Below are 15,425 nucleotides of genomic sequence, written 5' to 3'. Positions count from 1 at the left end.
GGCGCGTCGCGAACGAGGCGCCCGGGCTCAGTGCGTGAGGATCTTCGAGAGGAAGTCGCGGGCGCGGTCGGACTTCGGCGCCGTGAAGAACTCCTCCGGCGTCGATTCCTCGACGATCTGGCCGTCGGCCATGAACACGACCCGGTCGGCGGCCTTGCGCGCAAAGCCCATCTCGTGGGTGACGACGACCATCGTCATGCCGTCCTTCGCGAGCTGCACCATGACGTCGAGCACCTCGGTGATCATCTCGGGGTCGAGCGCGCTCGTCGGCTCGTCGAGGAGCATCACCTTCGGATCCATCGCGAGGGCGCGGGCGATGGCCACGCGCTGCTGCTGGCCGCCGGAGAGCTGGGACGGCATCTTCGACGCCTGATCGCCCACCCCGACGCGGTCGAGGAGCTCCATGGCGCGCTTCTCGGCCTCGGTCTTGGAGCGGCCGCGCACCTTGATCTGGCCGAGGGTCACGTTCTCGAGCACCGTCTTGTGGGCGAAGAGGTTGAAGCTCTGGAACACCATGCCGACGTCGGCACGCAGCTTCGCCAGCGCGGCGCCCTCGTCGGGCAGCTGCGTGCCGTCGATCGAGATGACACCGTCGTCGATCGTCTCGAGGCGGTTGATCGCCCGACAGAGAGTCGACTTGCCCGAGCCGCTCGGGCCGATCACCACGACGACCTCGCCCCGCCCGACCGTGGTCGTGACGTCCTTCAGGACGTGCAGCTGACCGAAGTGCTTGTTGACGTGGTCGACCACGACGAGGGGTTCCATGGGTCCACACAAACAGACGCCCGGAAGGGGGTCAAACTCACAGCTGATTCGTAACGCAACCGAAACGAGCTGTCCGGTCGACCTACGAGCGCTGGGCGAACGCACTCTCGTAGAGGCAGACGGAGGCGGCGGTCGCCAGGTTCATCGACTCGGCGTGCCCGTAGATGGGCACCACGACGGCACGGTCTGCCCGGGCGAGGTCGTCATCGGTGAGCCCGCGCGCCTCGTTCCCGAAGAGCCAGGCCGTCGGCGCGTCGAGGACGCCGTCCCGGCGCGCCTGCAGCAGGTCGTCGCCCTTGACGTCGGCGGCGATCACCTGGATGCCGGCCTCGGCGCACCGCGCCACGACGCTCGCGAGGTCGATGCCGACGGCGACGGGCACGTGGAAGAGGGAGCCGGTCGTGGCCCGGACGACCTTCGGGTTGTAGAGGTCGACGCTGCGACCGGTCATCACGACGGCGTCCGCTCCGGCCGCGTCGGCGGCACGGATGATCGTGCCGGCGTTGCCCGGGTCGCGCACCTCCTCGAGGATGGCGATGAGCTTCGGCCCGCCGTCGTCGCCCTCGGCGAAGATGTCCTTGACCGACGTCGGGAACTGGCGGCAGACCGCCACGACGCCCTGCGGGGTCACGGTGTCGGCCATCGCGTCGAGCACGGCCTCCGTGACGAACTCGGCCTCGAGGCCCGCCTCGTCGGCCGCGTCGGCCAGCCTGGGGTGCCGCTCGAGCGCGGTCGGGGTGACGTAGAGCTCGAGCACCAGCTCGGGGCGGAACGCGAGCGCCTCGGACACCGCCTGCGGCCCCTCCAGCAGGAACAGCCCCGTCTCGGTGCGGGCGTCCCGCTTGGAGAGCTTCGCCACCGCCCGGACTCGCGGCGAACGGGGGTTGTCGATCAGAGGGGTGCGCACGCGACCACTATGCCGCACCGGTGCCGCGCCTCCCCGACGGACTCACCCGCCCGGGACGATGCGGACTGCGAGGGGCTCCCTCACGCCCGCACGAACGCCGAAGGGCCCGGACAGCTGACGCTGTCCGGGCCCTCCGGGAGGTGGTGCTGACGCAGTGCGGGCTACGCGGCGGCCTTGGCCTTGGGAGCCGAGGTGTCGGCGGGCAGCGCGGCCTTCGCCGTCGCGACGATCGACGCGAACGTGGCGGGCTCGTGCACGGCCAGCTCGGCGAGGATGCGGCGGTCGACCTCGATGCCGGCCAGGGACAGACCCTGGATCAGGCGGTTGTAGGTCAGGCCGTTCTGGCGCGACGCGGCGTTGATGCGCTGGATCCACAGGCGGCGGAACTCGCCCTTGCGCGCACGGCGGTCACGGTACGAGTAGACGAGCGAGTGGGTGACCTGCTCCTTGGCCTTGCGGTACAGGCGCGAACGCTGACCGCGGTAGCCCTCGGCGCGCTCGAGGATGACGCGACGCTTCTTGGCGGCGTTGACCGCTCTCTTGACTCTTGCCATTTTCTTGTTCCTCTACGTTCGTGTCAGCGGTCAGTGACCGAGAAGCTTCTTGGCGACCTTGGCGTCGGCCGGGGCCAACAGCTGGTCCTGGTTGAGGCGCGCCTTGCGGCTGGCGCTCTTCACCTCGAGGTTGTGGCGCATGCCGGCCTGCTGCTTCATGATCTTGCCGGAACCGGTGACCTTGAAACGCTTCTTGGCACCGGAGTGGGTCTTCTGCTTGGGCATGTGTTACTTGCTCTCTTCTGTCGGCTCGGCCGGTGCATCGGCCGTCGCCTTGTCGGACGTGGGGTGCTTCGGGGGCTTGTTCGCCGCCTTGCGAGCTTCGGCCTCGGCCTTCGCCTCGGACTTGTTCTTGTGGGGCCCGATCACCATGACCATGTTGCGGCCGTCGATGGTGGGGGTGGACTCGACACTGCCCAGCTCGGACACGTCCTCCGCGAAGCGCTGGAGCAGACGCACGCCCTGGTCGGGACGCGACTGCTCACGACCGCGGAACAGGATCATGGCCTTGACCTTGTCGCCGCCCTCGAGGAAGCCCTCGGCGCGCTTGCGCTTGGTCTCGTAGTCGTGCTTGTCGATCTTCAGGCGGAACCGGACCTCTTTGAGGATGGTGTTCGCCTGGTTACGCCGGGCCTCTTTCGCCTTCTGCGCAGCCTCGTACTTGAACTTCCCGTGATCCATGATCTTGGCCACGGGAGGCTTCGAGTTGGGGGCCACCTCGACCAGGTCGAGCTCGGCCTCTGCGGCGAGACGCAGCGCCATGGCGATGGGAACGACGCCGATCTGCTCACCTGCAGGACCCACGAGGCGGACCTCGGGGACGCGGATACGGTCGTTCGTACGGGGATCGCTGATGCGGAACTCCTCTGTCGTTGCTTCGTCACCTGCCGCCCCGGAGGGGCGGAAGGGAAAGAGGAGGTTCGCGCACCGGTCGCTCTCGCGGCCCGTACCGTCTCTCGACGGCCGTGCACTGCACCCTGGCTGCTCAGCCTGCTCCGCCTCGAGGATCGCTCTTCGGGGTGGTGCGGATCGAACGGGGTGCCAACAACCCGGTAACCTCGTGTAACGGTCAAGCGCGGGTGGGAGAATCTCCACTTTCGCACGCAGCAGACGCTGCGAGCCTGAAGAAGCCTAGCAGAGGATCAGCACGTGAGCCACACCCCGCACACCCACCCCGCAGACCGCTCCGACGACGCCTCCGTCGGCATCCCGGTCGAGCACCCGTCCGACGCCGTCCGCGACATCGCCGACGTCAACGCCGTCGAGGTCATCAACACCGTCGCGGTGCACCTCATGAGCGCCGCAGCCGTCAAGGTCGGCCTCGCCGACGATCCCGCGGCGCAGACCGACCTCGACGAGGCACGCAAGCTCATCTCGTCCCTCGCCGGCCTCGTCGTGGCGAGTGCGCCCGAGATCGGCGACCAGCACGCCCGCGCACTGCGCGACGGCCTCCGTTCGCTGCAGCTCGCCTTCCGCGAGGCCAGCTCGATCCCCGACGCGGTCGGCAAGGGCCCCGGCGAGAAGCTCACCGGCCCGGTCACCTGACCCGCGACCAGCTGGGCTGACCCGATCATCAGACCCGTCGATCTGACCCGCGTCAGGCGGGGACGACGCTGACGGACATGCTGTCGACGCGGTCGACGATCAGCGGGTCTGCCTGCCACGACGCCTGGAGGCGCTGCAGCAGCTCGCTCAGCTGCAGCTGGTCGAGGCCGGCCCGCACGGCGAGCCGGACGATGATCTCGGGCGTGCCGAGGCGGGCGCCTCGATAGCCGGGCGAGATCGCCAGCCCGACCAGCGCCTCCTCGTCGGTCGACGCGGCAAGGAACGCCTGCAGGACCGCGTCGTCCGCGTGGGCGGGCACCCAGGGAAGGTCCTGGGCGACGGCCCAGAGCGCCGGCCGCCGGACGCCGAACTCGGTGGGCGAGCCCGGGTCGAGCACGAGGTGCTCGGTCGACTCGGCGACGGCCGCCAACGCGACCCGCCGCGCGTCGACGGGGACCGGACGCGCCACGGCGTCCCAGCGACCCAGGGCCTCGACGCTCGTGAACGCCGGCAGCACCGCGCGGCCGTCGGGGCCGGCCACCGTCACGATGGACAGCTCCTGCGTCTTGTCGACGCGGCGACCGTGGTCGTCGAGCCCCTCCTCGCCCGCGACCGCGACGAGCGGGATCAGCAGACGGGCCGAGCGCAGGGCGTCGACGACCTGGTGCTCGGGCAGCCCGCCCGTGCCGAAGCGCTCGAGAGCCTCGAGGAGGCGCGGGTCGGCCGAGCCGTCGTCGCCCGCGTGGGCCGTGTCGTGGTGCGCGAAGGTGCGGCCGGCGAACGGCTGCCCGGCGCTGTCGGCCGCGTGGGAGGGGTCGCGCTCCAGGCTCACGACACCGATGCGACGTCGAGGGCTGCCGCGAGGGTGAATGCGCCGGAGTAGAGGGCCTTCCCGACGATGGCGCCCTCGAGGCCGAGGGGGACGAGCTCGCGGAGGGCTGCGATGTCGTCGAGGCTCGAGATGCCGCCCGAGGCGATGACCGGACGGTCGGTGCGCTCCATGACCTGGCGGAGGAGATCGGTGTTCGGTCCCGTCAGGGTGCCGTCCTTGGTCACGTCGGTGACGACGTAGCGCGCGCACCCCGCGTCCTCGAGCCGGGCGAGGACGGTCCAGAGGTCGCCGCCGTCCTCCGTCCAGCCGCGCGCGGCCAGGGTCGTGCCGCGCACATCGAGGCCGACCGCGACGGCCTCGCCGTACTCGGCGATGACGTGCGCGGCCCACTCGGGGTTCTCGAGCGCGGCGGTGCCCAGGTTGATGCGCTTGACGCCCGTGCTCAGGGCATCGTCGAGCGAGCGGTCGTCGCGGATGCCGCCGCTGAGCTCGACGTCGATGCCCTTGACCTGCTTGATGACCTTCTTGATGATCGACCGGTTGTCGCCCCGACCGAACGCCGCGTCGAGGTCGACGAGGTGCAGCCACTCGGCGCCCTGCGACTTCCAGTCGTCGGCCGCCGCCACGGGATCGCCGTAGCCGGTCTCGGTGCCGGCCTCGCCCTGCGTCAGGCGGACGGCCTGCCCGCCCGCGACGTCGACGGCAGGGAACAGGGTGAGGCCGGGGGTCGTGCAGAAGTCGCTCATGGTGTCTCTCTCGCGGACGTGCCGCGTGCTGTCGCCGACGGGGGCCGGTGATCGCGGTCGGGTCAGAGGATGCGGGTCACAGGGTGCGGAGCCAGTTCGAGAGCAGGCGGATGCCCGGCTGCCCCGATTTCTCCGGGTGGAACTGCGTCGCCCAGAGCGGCCCGTTCTCGACGGCGGCGACGAAGCGCCCGCCGTGGTCGGCCCACGTGACGTGGGGCTCGGGGAACGGCCGGATCACGTCGAGCGTCCAGGCCTGCGCCGCGAACGAGTGCACGAAGTAGAAGCGCTCGTCGCGCACGCCGTCGAAGAGCACGCTGCCCTCGGGGACGTCGACGAGGTTCCAGCCCATGTGGGGCAGCACGTCCGCCTTCAGCTCGTCGACGACGCCGGGCCACTCGCCGAGGCCGCCGGTCGTCGCGCCGCGCTCGACCCCGCCCTCGAAGAACACCTGCATGCCGACGCAGATGCCCATCACGGGACGGCCGCCCGCGAGTCGGCGGTCGATCATCTCGCCGCCGCGGACGGACTGCAGCTGGCTCATCACGGCGCCGAACGCCCCGACGCCGGGGACGAAGAGGCCGTCCGCCGCCTGGACCCGGCCGCGGTCGCGGGTGAGCTCGACGTCGGCGCCGGCGAGCTCGAGGGCCTTGACGGCCGAGTGGACGTTGCCGCTGCCGTAGTCGAGGACGGCCACCGTGGGACGCGTCGTCACAGGGCGCCCTTCGTTGACGGCACCCCGGTCACCCTGGGGTCGGGCTCGACCGCTCGGCGCAGGGCACGGGCGAACGCCTTGAACTCCGCCTCGGCGATGTGGTGCGGGTCGCGGCCGCCGAGCACCCGGACGTGCACCGTGATGCCGGCGTGGAACGTGATCGCCTCGAAGACGTGGCGCACCATCGAGCCCGTGAAGTGCCCGCCGATCAGGTGGTACTCGAAGCCCTCGGGCTCGCCCGTGTGGACGAGGTACGGACGACCCGACACGTCGACGACGGCCTGGACCAGGGCCTCGTCGAGGGGCACGAGCGCGTCCCCGTAACGGGAGATGCCGACCTTGTCGCCCAGCGCCTCCTTGATCGCGGCCCCGAGCACGATGCCGACGTCTTCCACCGTGTGGTGGACGTCGATGTGGGTGTCGCCCGCCGCCGACACGTCGAGGTCGATGAGCGAGTGCTTCGAGAGGGCCGTCAGGAGGTGGTCGAAGAACGGCACGGACGTGTCGATCGACGAGCGCCCCGTCCCGTCCAAGTCGAGGGACAGCTGGATGCGCGACTCGCTCGTCTCGCGGGACGAGGCGGCGGTGCGGGCGCGAGGCTGATCGGTCACGAGGAGAGCCTAATGTCGCGCAGCGCGTCGAGGAACGCGGTCGTCTCGGCCTCGGTGCCGGCGCTCACCCGGAGGTGCCCCTCGATGCCGAGGTCGCGGACGATCACGCCCCGGGCGAGGAGGCGACGGAAGACGTCGGCCGGGTCGTCGACGCCCCCGAACAGCACGAAGTTCGACCAGGTCGGCCACGGGCTGTAGCCGAGCTCGGTCAGGACACGGACGATGCGATCGCGCTGTGCCTTGATGTCGTCGACCATCGCGAGCATCTCGTCGGCGTGCGCGAGGGCTGCCACGGCCGCCGCCTGCGTGAGGGAGGAGAGGTGGTACGGCAGCCGCACCAGACGGAGCGCGTCGACGACGGCAGGGTGGGCCGCCATGTAGCCGACCCGGGCACCGGCGAACGCGAAGGCCTTGCTCATGGTGCGCGAGACGATGAGGCGTTCCCGGCCCTCGAGCAGGGTGAGTGCCGTGGGCTGGCCGGCCGGCATGAACTCGGCGTAGGCCTCGTCGACGAAGACCATGCCGTCCGTCGCGTCGTAGGCGGCCCGCACGGTCTCGAGGTCGAGCGGGGTGCCCGTGGGGTTGTTCGGACCGCAGAAGAAGACGACGTCGGGACGGAGACGCTCGATCTCGGCGACCGCCGTCTCTGGCGAGATGGTGAACCCGTCGTCGCGCGCGCCCTCGAGCCACGTGCTGCCGGTGCCCGCCGCGATGATCGAGTGCATCGAGTACGTGGGCGGGAACCCGAGGACCGATCGACCGGGGCCGCCGAAGGCCTGCAGGATCTGCTGGATGACCTCGTTCGAGCCGTTCGCCGCCCAGATGTGGTCACGGCTGAGACCGTGGCCGAGGTAGCCCGCGAGGGAGTCGCGGAGGAGCGAGAACTCGCGGTCCGGGTAGCGGTTCACGTCGACGAGGGCCGCGCCGACGGCCTCGAGGATGTCGGCGGCGACGTCGGCGGGGACGGGGTGGGTGTTCTCGTTGACGTTGAGGGCGACGGGCACCCGCTCTTGAGGAGCGCCGTACGGCGTCAGCCCCTTGAGGTCGTCGCGGATGGGCAGGTCGGCGAGGCTGAAGGACACGGCACCATGGTAAGCGGCGGGCGGAGCCGCGACCTCACCATGACCATGACCTGCCAGGCGGGACGGACCGGGCCGGGCAGGGCGACTCAGGTCAGCGGCTGTACTTCTCGGGGACGGCGAGCGTCTGGCCCGCGGCCACCTCGGCGCTCGGCAGGTTGTTCAGGCGCACCAGGTCGCTCACGACGTCGCGCGGGTCTTTGGTCGGGGCGATCTCGCTCGCGACCTGCCAGAGCGACTCGCCGCCCTCGACGGTGACCTGGGCGAACGACACGTCCGCAGCCCGGTCGGACGCCACGGCGCCCGGGCCGAGTAGGAGGCCCGTGGCGACGATGCCCGCTGCGCCGAGCGCGACCGCCGCGCCCACGACCCGCCGGCCTCGACGCGTGATGCGGAGGCGCGTGCGCGGGACGCCGGTGCCGGGGGTCGTGCCGAGGGTGCTGCTGCTGATGCTGCTCATGAGGTGGGTCCTTTCACCGCGAGAGTCGGTCATACGAGTTCGTGCCCGGCACTCGGCCGGGAATGCCGGACACGAAGACGTGTACCGAACATATCTTCGATCAGGCCCGTTGGCAACCGCGTTCTTCGAACATCCACTGCAGGAATGCGCGACACACTCGAACATGTGTTTCGCCACGCAGCTGTGATCCGATAGGTTCCAGTCGGTGGGACGAGTACACCAGCGACCACCGACATCGACGGCAGGAGAGACATGACCGACCGGCACAGCGCCACGGCGACCGCCCCGGCGACGCCCCCGCGCAAGGCGCTCACCGCCAAGCAGGAGTCGATCCTGGCCGCCATCCAGGCGAGCATCGCCCAAAGCGGCTACCCGCCGAGCATGCGCGAGATCGGCGACGCCGTCGGCCTCAAGTCGTTGTCGAGCGTGACCCACCAGCTGAACCAGCTCGAGCTCGCCGGCCGCATCCGTCGCGACCCGAACCGCCCCCGCGCCCTCGAGGTGCTGGGCGATCCGGCCCCCGTCGCCGCGGTGACGAGCATCCTGTCGACGAGCGACGACGGCGACACTGCCCACGTGCCCATGGTCGGCCGCATCGCCGCCGGCATCCCCATCACGGCCGAGCAGCAGGTCGAGGACGTCATGCCGCTCCCCCGCCAGCTGGTGGGCAAGGGCGAGCTCTTCATGCTGCGGGTCGTCGGCGACTCGATGATCGACGCCGCGATCTGCGACGGCGACTGGGTCGTCGTCCGACAGCAGCAGAACGCCGAGAACGGCGACATCGTCGCAGCCATGCTCGACGAGGAGGCGACGGTGAAGGTCTTCCGTCAGCGTGACGGCCACACCTGGCTGCTCCCCCGGAACAGCGCGTTCGAGCCCATCGTTGGCGACCACGCACAGATCCTCGGCAAGGTCGTGGCGGTGCTCCGCTCGGTCTGACGCCGTCCCGACGACGACGAAGCGCCTCCTGCCCTGACCGGGACGGAGGCGCTTCGTCGTGCGGGGAGCGAACGACTCAGGAGGCGGCTGGCTCCGCACTCTCGACTGCGTCGGCAATGTCCGTGCGCACGAACGGCGAGAGCGCCGCGACGTCGCTCGGGTAGACGCGGGCGTGCACCCGGGTGCCCTGCTCGTCGTAGTCGGTCGTCAGGACGCGGCCCGAGTCGTGCAGGTGCGACACCACGTCGCCGCGGTCGTAGGGCACGAGGAGGTCGAGCTCGACCTCGGGCTCGGGCAGCAGCCCGGCGAGCTTGGCGAGCAGCTCGTCGACGCCCTCGCCCGTGCGCGCCGAGACGAAGACGGCCGTCGGCTCGAGCCCCTGGAGCACCAGCCGCTGGTCGGCGTCGACGAGGTCGCTCTTGTTGAAGACGACGACCTCGGGGATGTCCCGGCCGTCGACCTCGCCGATGACCTCGCGCACCGTCGCCAGCTGCGCGGCGGGGTCGGGGTGCGACCCGTCGACGACGTGGACGATGACGTCGGAGCCCGCGACCTCCTCCAGAGTAGAGCGGAAGGCCTCGACGAGCTGGTGCGGCAGGTTGCGGACGAAGCCCACCGTGTCCGCGTAGGTGAAGGGACGGCCGTCGGTCGTCGCGCTCTTGCGGACGGTCGCGTCCAGAGTCGCGAACAGCGCGTTCTCGACCAGGACGCCGGCGCTCGTGAGCCGGTTCAGCAGGCTCGACTTGCCCGCGTTCGTGTAGCCGGCGATGGCCACGGAGGGGACCTCGTTGCGGTCGCGGTTCGCGCGCTTGGCGTCACGCGCCGGCTTCATCTCCTTGATCTGGCGTCGGAGACGGGCCATGCGCGTGTGGATCCGGCGCCGGTCGAGCTCGATCTTCGTCTCGCCGGGGCCCCTGCTGCCCATGCCCGCGCCAGCGCCGCCGACCTGGCCGCCGGCCTGGCGGGACATCGAGTCGCCCCAGCCACGGAGACGGGGCAGAAGGTACTCGAGCTGCGCGAGCTCGACCTGCGCCTTGCCCTCACGGCTCTTGGCGTGCTGGCTGAAGATGTCGAGGATGACGGCCGTGCGGTCGATCACCTTGACCTTGACGACGTCCTCCAGCGCACGCCGCTGGCTCGGTGCGAGCTCGGTGTCGGCGATGACCGTGTCCGCGCCGAGGGCGGCCACGGTCTGGCGCAGCTCTTCGGCCTTGCCCTTGCCGAGGTAGGTGCTCGGGTCGGGGTTCGGCCGGCGCTGCAGCAGGCCGTCGAGCACCGAGGCGCCTGCGGTCTCGGCCAGTGCGGCGAGCTCGCGGAGCGAGTTCTCGGCGTCGGAGAGCGAGCCCTGCGACCAGACACCGATCAGGACGACGTTCTCGAGGCGGAGCTGTCGGTACTCGACCTCGGTGACGTCCTCGAGCTCGGTCGAGAGGCCCGCCACGCGACGGAGCGCGGCCCGGTCTTCGCGGTCGTACTGGTCGCCGTCGCCCGAGCCGTCGAGGGAACGGGTCTGGATCGCCTGGGCAGGCGAGAAGATCGTGTAGGCGGACGCCCGCGACGCCGCACGCTCGAGGACCCGAGCCACGACGTCGTCGCCGGCCTGCCCGTCGCGCTCGTCGTCGAGCGGGGTCGTGGGGGTGTCTGTCATCGAAGTGATACTAGCCCTCCGGAGGGGGTCGAGCCTGGCCCGTCACGGGCCGGGCAGCTGATGTTCGGTAGGTTGTCTCGCGTGACCAACGACCACTACTTCTCCCCGAAGCCGGAGAGCGAGCTGCGTCGGCGGACGATCACGGCGACCCTCGCAGGGCGAGAGCTGACGCTCACGACGGCGTCGGGCGTCTTCAGCCCCGAGCGGGTCGACCCGGGCACGGCCGTCCTGCTGGCCGGTGCACCGCAGCCGCCCGCGACGGGCGACCTGTTGGACGTCGGGTGCGGATGGGGCCCCATCACACTGAGCCTCGCGTTGTCGTCACCCGACGCGACGGTGTGGGCCGTCGACGTGAACGAGAGGGTCCTCGACCTCGTCCGTGAGAACGCACAGGCCGCGGGCCTCGTCAACGTCAACGCCGTGACGCCCGACGGTGTTCCCGACGACGTCGTCTTCGCGTCGATCTGGTCGAATCCGCCCATCCGGGTCGGCAAGGAGGTGCTCCACGGCCTCCTGGAGACCTGGCTGCCCCGCCTGGAGCCGGGCTCCGACGCGTGGCTCGTCGTGCAGAAGAACCTCGGCGCCGACTCGCTGCAGGCGTGGATGAACGCGACGATGGCAGACACCGTCCGTGTCGAGAGGACGTCGACGAGCAAGGGCTACCGCGTCCTGCGGGCCCGACGTCGTCCTCCCGCTCTCGGCTAGAGCGTCAACGCCCCGCTGAAGACGAGCTCGGCAGGCCCGCTGAGCGACACGTGGTCGCCGTCCGCCTCCGCCGTGACGTGGACTCCGAGCACCCCGCCGGGGACCTCGACGGCCCAGTCGTCCGGAGCGCCTGCGCCGGCCCAGTGCCGCACGGCCAGGGCGGCGGCGGCGGCGCCCGTGCCGCAGGAGAGCGTCTCACCGCTGCCGCGCTCGTGCACGCGCATGCGGATGCGACCGGTGCCGTCGACCACGAGCGGGTCGGACGGGACCACGAACTCGACGTTGGCGCCCTCCGCGGGCGCAGGGTCGAGAACGGGCACCCACGAGAGGTCGAGCCCGTCGAGCTCGTCGTCGGAGGCGAGGGCGACGACCACGTGCGGGTTGCCGACCGAGAGGGACAGGCCGGGCCTCGCGGCGTGCAACTCGCGAGCGCGGACCGTCGGCTCGTCGTCGCCCAGCGTCCAGGTGCCGAGGTCGACCCGGAAGCCCGAGCCCTCGCGCCGTACCGTCCGCACCCCGGCGCGGGTGCCGATCGTCAGGGCCTCCCCGACGGGCAGGTCGACGAGGCCGCGCTCGACGAGGTAGCGCGCGAAGACGCGGACGCCGTTGCCGCACATCTCGGCCAGGCTGCCGTCGGCGTTGTGGTAGTCCATGAACCACTCGGCCGCGGGGTCACTCGCCAGGGCCGCGGCGCCGGCAGGGAGGGCCGCGGAGCGGACGGCTCGGATCACGCCGTCGGCCCCCACGCCGAAACGACGGTCGGTCAGGGCGCGGATGGCCACCCCGTCGAGATCGGTCTCGCCGTCGGCGTCGGTGAACAACACGAAGTCGTTCCCGGTGCCCTGTCCCTTGGTGAACTGGAGCGTCGTGGTCACGCGAGGAGTCTAGCGAGGGCCCGCTCGACGGCCGCCGGGTCGCCGGTGGTCGACCAGTCGACGTCCGGGTACCGTCGGAACCAGCTCACCTGGCGCCGGGCGTAGCGACGGGTGAGCGCCTGTGTCTCGTCGATCGCCGCCTCCTCGTCCGCGTCGCCCCGCAGCTGCGCTGCAGCCTGGGCGTAGCCGATGGCCCGGGAGGCGGTGATCCCGTCCGCGAGGCCGAGCGGCAGCAGGCCCCGCACCTCGTCGACCAGGCCCTCGGCCCACATGCCACGGACGCGCGCGTCCAGGCGCTCGACGAGCACCGACCGCTCCTCGGCGATGCCGACGATCGAGGAAGGGCGCCACCGCTCAGCCTCGTCGGGCAGGGCCGCGGAGAACGGCTCGCCCGTGATCTCGCCGACCTCGAGGGCGCGGACCAGGCGCCGGGCGTTGTGCGGCCCGATCCGCTCGGCCGCGACGGGGTCGGTCCGGGCCAGCAGCTCGTGCAGCGCGCCAGGGCCCCCGCTCTCGGCCAGGTGCTCGAAGCGCTGCCGCACGACGGCGTCCGTGCCCGGGAACCGGAAATCGAAGAGGACGCTCGAGACGTACAGCCCCGACCCGCCCACGAGCAGGGGGACAGCCCCGCGAGCCAGGACGTCGTCGACTACGGCCCGGGCGCGCGACTGGTACCACTCGACGCTGGCCTCGGCCGTGACCTCGAGCTCGTCGAAGAGGTGGTGCGGCACGCCACGTCGCTCGGACACCGGCACCTTGGCGGTGCCGATGTCCATGCCGCGGTAGAGCTGCATCGCGTCGGCGTTGACGATCTCGGCCGGTCGACCGGCGTCACGGAGGCGCTCGGCCAGGTCGAGGGCGAAGGCGGACTTGCCCGTCCCGGTCGAGCCCACGACGGCGGTCAGGCCGCCGCGCACCACTTCACCGACCGTCGACATGGTGCCCCAGTGTAGGGCGGGACGTCACTCGAAGCGGACGCCGCCCCGGCTGCTGCCGCCCCGCGGCAGCGCCTTCTCGACGGCACGACGGACCGTGTCGGATCGGTAGCCGCGACGCATCAGGTAACCGTTGAGCCGACGTTCGGCCGTGGCCCTGTCGAGCCCGCGCAGCGAGCCCGCGCGCTTCTCAGCCCACTCATCGGCCCTGGCCTGCTCGTCGGCGTCGTCGGTCTCGGCGAGGACTCCTTCGATCACGGAGGCGTCGATCCCGCGCGAGCGCAGCTCGGACGTCACTGCCCCGCGACCGAGGCCCTTGCGGCCCTGCTTCGTCTGGAGGAGGTTCTCCGCGAGCTCGCGGTCGTTGAGCAGACCGACGCCCTCGAGCCGGGACACCTCGTCAGCCACGACCTCGGGATCGAGGTCGCGCGCCTCGAGCAGGGCGGCCATCTCGGACGACGAGACGCCCCGACGGCTGAGCGCGTGGAGGCTGACGTTCTCGGCCCTGGTCCGTTGAGCGTCGAGGTCCTCACGAGGCTCCTCAGCCTCGTCGCCGTAGGCGGGGACCGCAGCCACCCCGTCCGACCAGTGCTCGCTGACGGCCGCCAGGGCAGCTGCCGCGTCACGCACCGGATCGCGCCGGGGGCCGTCGTCGGGAGCCTCGACCCGCTCGTCGTCGACGACAGGCACGAGGCCCTCGGCGGGTGCGATGCCCCTGGCCGGGTGCCCGGACGGCTCTGGGTCAGCCCTGCCGGACCTGGCCCCGCGGACGCCGAACAGCGGCGTCACGGGAGCCAGGTCGTCAGAGGACTCGTCGTCGTGAGAGGTCATGCGCCCTTCCGGGCGGCGATCTTGGCCTCGATCGACTCGACGGGCGCCTCGACCGGCTTCGCCCCGCCGACGCCGAGCTTCGCGAGGATCTTCTGCTCGATCTCCTGTGCGACGGAGGCGTTCTTGAGGAGGAAGTTGCGCGAGTTCTCCTTGCCCTGGCCGAGCTGGTCGCCCTCGTAGGTGTACCAGGCGCCGGACTTGCGGACGATGCCGTGCTCGACGCCGAAGTCGATCAAGCTGCCCTCGCGTGAGATGCCCACGCCGTAGAGGATGTCGAACTCGGCCTGCTTGAAGGGCGGCGCCATCTTGTTCTTGACGACCTTGACGCGGGTGCGGTTGCCCACTGCGTCCGTTCCGTCTTTCAGGGTCTCGATCCGGCGGATGTCGAGTCGCACCGAGGCGTAGAACTTGAGCGCCTTGCCGCCGGCTGTGGTCTCGGGGCTCCCGAAGAAGACGCCGATCTTCTCGCGCAGCTGGTTGATGAAGATCATCGTCGTGCCGGTCTGGCTGAGACCACCGGTCAGCTTGCGGAGGGCCTGCGACATGAGTCGCGCCTGCAGGCCGACGTGGGAGTCGCCCATCTCGCCCTCGATCTCGGCACGCGGCACGAGCGCCGCGACGGAGTCGATGACGACGAGGTCGATGGAGCCGGAGCGGACGAGCATGTCGGCGATCTCGAGCGCCTGCTCACCCGTGTCGGGCTGCGAGACGAGCAGCGCGTCGATGTCGACGCCCAGCTTCTTCGCGTACTCGGGGTCGAGGGCGTGCTCGGCGTCGATGAAGGCCGCGATGCCGCCGCCGCGCTGGGCGTTGGCGATGGCGTGGAGGGTTAGCGTCGTCTTTCCCGAGGACTCGGGGCCGTAGATCTCGACGATGCGGCCTCGAGGGAGCCCGCCGATGCCGAGCGCGACGTCGAGCGCGATGGAGCCGGTGGGGATGACGGCGACCGGTGCCCGCTCGTCACTGCCCAGGCGCATGACCGCGCCCTTGCCGAACTGACGATCGATCTGCGCGAGCGCCGTCTCGAGCGCCTTCTCGCGGTTCTCTGCTGAGGGCATTGTGACTCCTTCGTGGTTGCTGTCCGTGCGCCTGTAGGCTGTCGCGTCGCGCTCGGCCCGGGGGCGGCGGTCTCGACGACAAGGCAGGTGCCCCCGCGGATGCAGGAGCGGTGGAACGTCGATGTGGGAACGCTACGGCCGACCACCGACATCGCTCACACGACGTCGACGAGAGGTGGAGCACTCGGGCGTCGACGCCCTTGTGGAGGAAGCTACACCGTCC

Annotated in this window: 19 protein-coding genes; 3 read left to right on the top strand and 16 right to left on the bottom strand. The window is 71.0% G+C overall.

Annotation, left to right across the window (positions count from 1 at the left end):
- Positions 1-27: 27 nt before the first annotated feature.
- The 5 genes from ES689_RS15070 to infC all read right to left on the bottom strand — a co-directional run bounded on the left by ES689_RS15070 (position 28) and on the right by infC (position 3,081).
- Positions 28-765 carry an amino acid ABC transporter ATP-binding protein gene (locus tag ES689_RS15070; RefSeq protein ID WP_146906329.1) on the bottom strand — a complete coding sequence of 246 codons (738 nt, stop codon included), beginning with the start codon at positions 763-765 and terminating at the stop codon, positions 28-30.
- An 82-nt stretch (positions 766-847) separates the two neighbouring features.
- The gene (locus ES689_RS15065; RefSeq protein ID WP_146906355.1) at positions 848-1,660 is read right to left on the bottom strand and encodes an RNA methyltransferase; all 813 of its coding nucleotides are present in this window, start codon (positions 1,658-1,660) and stop codon (positions 848-850) included.
- Between the two features lie 173 nt (positions 1,661-1,833).
- The gene (rplT, locus tag ES689_RS15060) at positions 1,834-2,226 is read right to left on the bottom strand and encodes a 50S ribosomal protein L20 (protein WP_146906327.1); all 393 of its coding nucleotides are present in this window, start codon (positions 2,224-2,226) and stop codon (positions 1,834-1,836) included.
- 30 nt (positions 2,227-2,256) lie between these two features.
- Positions 2,257-2,451, bottom strand: a complete 195-nt coding sequence (rpmI, locus tag ES689_RS15055) for a 50S ribosomal protein L35 (RefSeq protein ID WP_123548715.1) — start codon at positions 2,449-2,451, stop codon at positions 2,257-2,259.
- 3 nt (positions 2,452-2,454) lie between these two features.
- On the bottom strand, positions 2,455-3,081 hold the full coding sequence (gene infC, locus ES689_RS15050; RefSeq protein ID WP_223269643.1) for a translation initiation factor IF-3: 627 nt from the start codon (positions 3,079-3,081) through the stop codon (positions 2,455-2,457).
- Between the two features lie 351 nt (positions 3,082-3,432).
- On the opposite strand from infC, the gene ES689_RS15045 reads away from it, so the two are divergent.
- Positions 3,433-3,771, top strand: a complete 339-nt coding sequence (locus ES689_RS15045) for a DUF1844 domain-containing protein (protein ID WP_123548743.1) — start codon at positions 3,433-3,435, stop codon at positions 3,769-3,771.
- A gap of 52 nt (positions 3,772-3,823) precedes the next feature.
- On the opposite strand, the gene ES689_RS15040 is transcribed toward ES689_RS15045, so the two are convergent.
- The 6 genes from ES689_RS15040 to ES689_RS15015 form a co-directional block, all read right to left on the bottom strand.
- A complete protein-coding gene (locus tag ES689_RS15040) occupies positions 3,824-4,603 on the bottom strand; it encodes an SseB family protein (protein ID WP_146906325.1) in 780 nt (259 codons plus the stop codon).
- Positions 4,600-5,349 (bottom strand): bifunctional 1-(5-phosphoribosyl)-5-((5-phosphoribosylamino)methylideneamino)imidazole-4-carboxamide isomerase/phosphoribosylanthranilate isomerase PriA, encoded by a 750-nt coding sequence (priA, locus tag ES689_RS15035; protein WP_123548713.1) that lies wholly within the window; start codon positions 5,347-5,349, stop codon positions 4,600-4,602. The genes ES689_RS15040 and priA overlap by 4 nt, the downstream gene beginning before the upstream one ends.
- A 76-nt stretch (positions 5,350-5,425) precedes the next feature.
- Positions 5,426-6,061, bottom strand: coding sequence for an imidazole glycerol phosphate synthase subunit HisH (hisH, locus tag ES689_RS15030; RefSeq protein WP_146906323.1), 636 nt, complete (start codon positions 6,059-6,061; stop codon positions 5,426-5,428).
- On the bottom strand, positions 6,058-6,672 hold the full coding sequence (hisB, locus tag ES689_RS15025) for an imidazoleglycerol-phosphate dehydratase HisB (RefSeq protein WP_146906321.1): 615 nt from the start codon (positions 6,670-6,672) through the stop codon (positions 6,058-6,060). Before hisB ends, hisH begins: the two co-directional genes overlap by 4 nt.
- Entirely contained in the window at positions 6,669-7,754 is a 1,086-nt protein-coding gene (locus ES689_RS15020; protein ID WP_146906319.1) for a histidinol-phosphate transaminase, read from the bottom strand. Before ES689_RS15020 ends, hisB begins: the two co-directional genes overlap by 4 nt.
- A gap of 91 nt (positions 7,755-7,845) precedes the next feature.
- Complete coding sequence (locus ES689_RS15015) at positions 7,846-8,211, bottom strand: LysM peptidoglycan-binding domain-containing protein (protein WP_146906317.1); 366 nt, start codon at positions 8,209-8,211, stop codon at positions 7,846-7,848.
- 252 nt (positions 8,212-8,463) lie between these two features.
- Between ES689_RS15015 and lexA the strand changes: the two genes are divergently transcribed.
- Positions 8,464-9,150 carry a transcriptional repressor LexA gene (gene lexA / locus ES689_RS15010; protein ID WP_146906315.1) on the top strand — a complete coding sequence of 229 codons (687 nt, stop codon included), beginning with the start codon at positions 8,464-8,466 and terminating at the stop codon, positions 9,148-9,150.
- Positions 9,151-9,226: 76 nt separating this feature from the next.
- Here lexA and hflX read toward each other — a convergent pair whose 3' ends face one another.
- The gene (hflX, locus tag ES689_RS15005; RefSeq protein WP_146906313.1) at positions 9,227-10,798 is read right to left on the bottom strand and encodes a GTPase HflX; all 1,572 of its coding nucleotides are present in this window, start codon (positions 10,796-10,798) and stop codon (positions 9,227-9,229) included.
- A gap of 81 nt (positions 10,799-10,879) precedes the next feature.
- Between hflX and ES689_RS15000 the strand changes: the two genes are divergently transcribed.
- On the top strand, positions 10,880-11,503 hold the full coding sequence (locus tag ES689_RS15000; RefSeq protein WP_146906311.1) for a class I SAM-dependent methyltransferase: 624 nt from the start codon (positions 10,880-10,882) through the stop codon (positions 11,501-11,503).
- Here ES689_RS15000 and dapF read toward each other — a convergent pair.
- Genes dapF through recA form a run of 4 tightly spaced genes read right to left on the bottom strand, consistent with a single transcriptional unit; the run spans position 11,500 to position 15,202 of the window.
- Positions 11,500-12,378: a diaminopimelate epimerase gene (gene dapF, locus ES689_RS14995; RefSeq protein WP_146906309.1), complete on the bottom strand. Its 879-nt coding sequence runs from the start codon at positions 12,376-12,378 to the stop codon at positions 11,500-11,502. The two genes, ES689_RS15000 and dapF, sit on opposite strands and share 4 nt — an antisense overlap.
- Positions 12,375-13,316, bottom strand: coding sequence for a tRNA (adenosine(37)-N6)-dimethylallyltransferase MiaA (miaA, locus tag ES689_RS14990; RefSeq protein ID WP_146906307.1), 942 nt, complete (start codon positions 13,314-13,316; stop codon positions 12,375-12,377). The genes dapF and miaA overlap by 4 nt, the downstream gene beginning before the upstream one ends.
- Positions 13,317-13,340: 24 nt before the next feature.
- Positions 13,341-14,144, bottom strand: a complete 804-nt coding sequence (locus ES689_RS14985) for a regulatory protein RecX (RefSeq protein WP_146906305.1) — start codon at positions 14,142-14,144, stop codon at positions 13,341-13,343.
- Entirely contained in the window at positions 14,141-15,202 is a 1,062-nt protein-coding gene (gene recA, locus ES689_RS14980; protein ID WP_123548702.1) for a recombinase RecA, read from the bottom strand. Before recA ends, ES689_RS14985 begins: the two co-directional genes overlap by 4 nt.
- Between the last annotated feature and the right edge of the window lie 223 nt (positions 15,203-15,425).

It is taken from the genome of Frigoribacterium sp. ACAM 257 (genome assembly GCF_007954365.1).
Lineage (GTDB): Bacteria > Actinomycetota > Actinomycetes > Actinomycetales > Microbacteriaceae > Frigoribacterium.
Note: the sequence above shows the minus strand (reverse complement) of the source record. Positions and strands in the feature narration are given on the sequence as shown.

What these genes read in the sequence shown, in the direction of transcription:
- ES689_RS15015 (WP_146906317.1), bottom strand. Translation starts at nt 8,211, where the DNA reads ATGAGCAGCATCAGCAGCAGCACCCTCGGCACGACCCCCGGCACCGGC.
- hflX (WP_146906313.1), bottom strand. Translation starts at nt 10,798, where the DNA reads ATGACAGACACCCCCACGACCCCGCTCGACGACGAGCGCGACGGGCAG.
- ES689_RS15070 (WP_146906329.1), bottom strand. Translation starts at nt 765, where the DNA reads ATGGAACCCCTCGTCGTGGTCGACCACGTCAACAAGCACTTCGGTCAG.
- miaA (WP_146906307.1), bottom strand. Translation starts at nt 13,316, where the DNA reads ATGTCGACGGTCGGTGAAGTGGTGCGCGGCGGCCTGACCGCCGTCGTG.
- ES689_RS14985 (WP_146906305.1), bottom strand. Translation starts at nt 14,144, where the DNA reads ATGACCTCTCACGACGACGAGTCCTCTGACGACCTGGCTCCCGTGACG.
- lexA (WP_146906315.1), top strand. Translation starts at nt 8,464, where the DNA reads ATGACCGACCGGCACAGCGCCACGGCGACCGCCCCGGCGACGCCCCCG.
- recA (WP_123548702.1), bottom strand. Translation starts at nt 15,202, where the DNA reads ATGCCCTCAGCAGAGAACCGCGAGAAGGCGCTCGAGACGGCGCTCGCG.
- rplT (WP_146906327.1), bottom strand. Translation starts at nt 2,226, where the DNA reads ATGGCAAGAGTCAAGAGAGCGGTCAACGCCGCCAAGAAGCGTCGCGTC.
- rpmI (WP_123548715.1), bottom strand. Translation starts at nt 2,451, where the DNA reads ATGCCCAAGCAGAAGACCCACTCCGGTGCCAAGAAGCGTTTCAAGGTC.
- priA (WP_123548713.1), bottom strand. Translation starts at nt 5,349, where the DNA reads ATGAGCGACTTCTGCACGACCCCCGGCCTCACCCTGTTCCCTGCCGTC.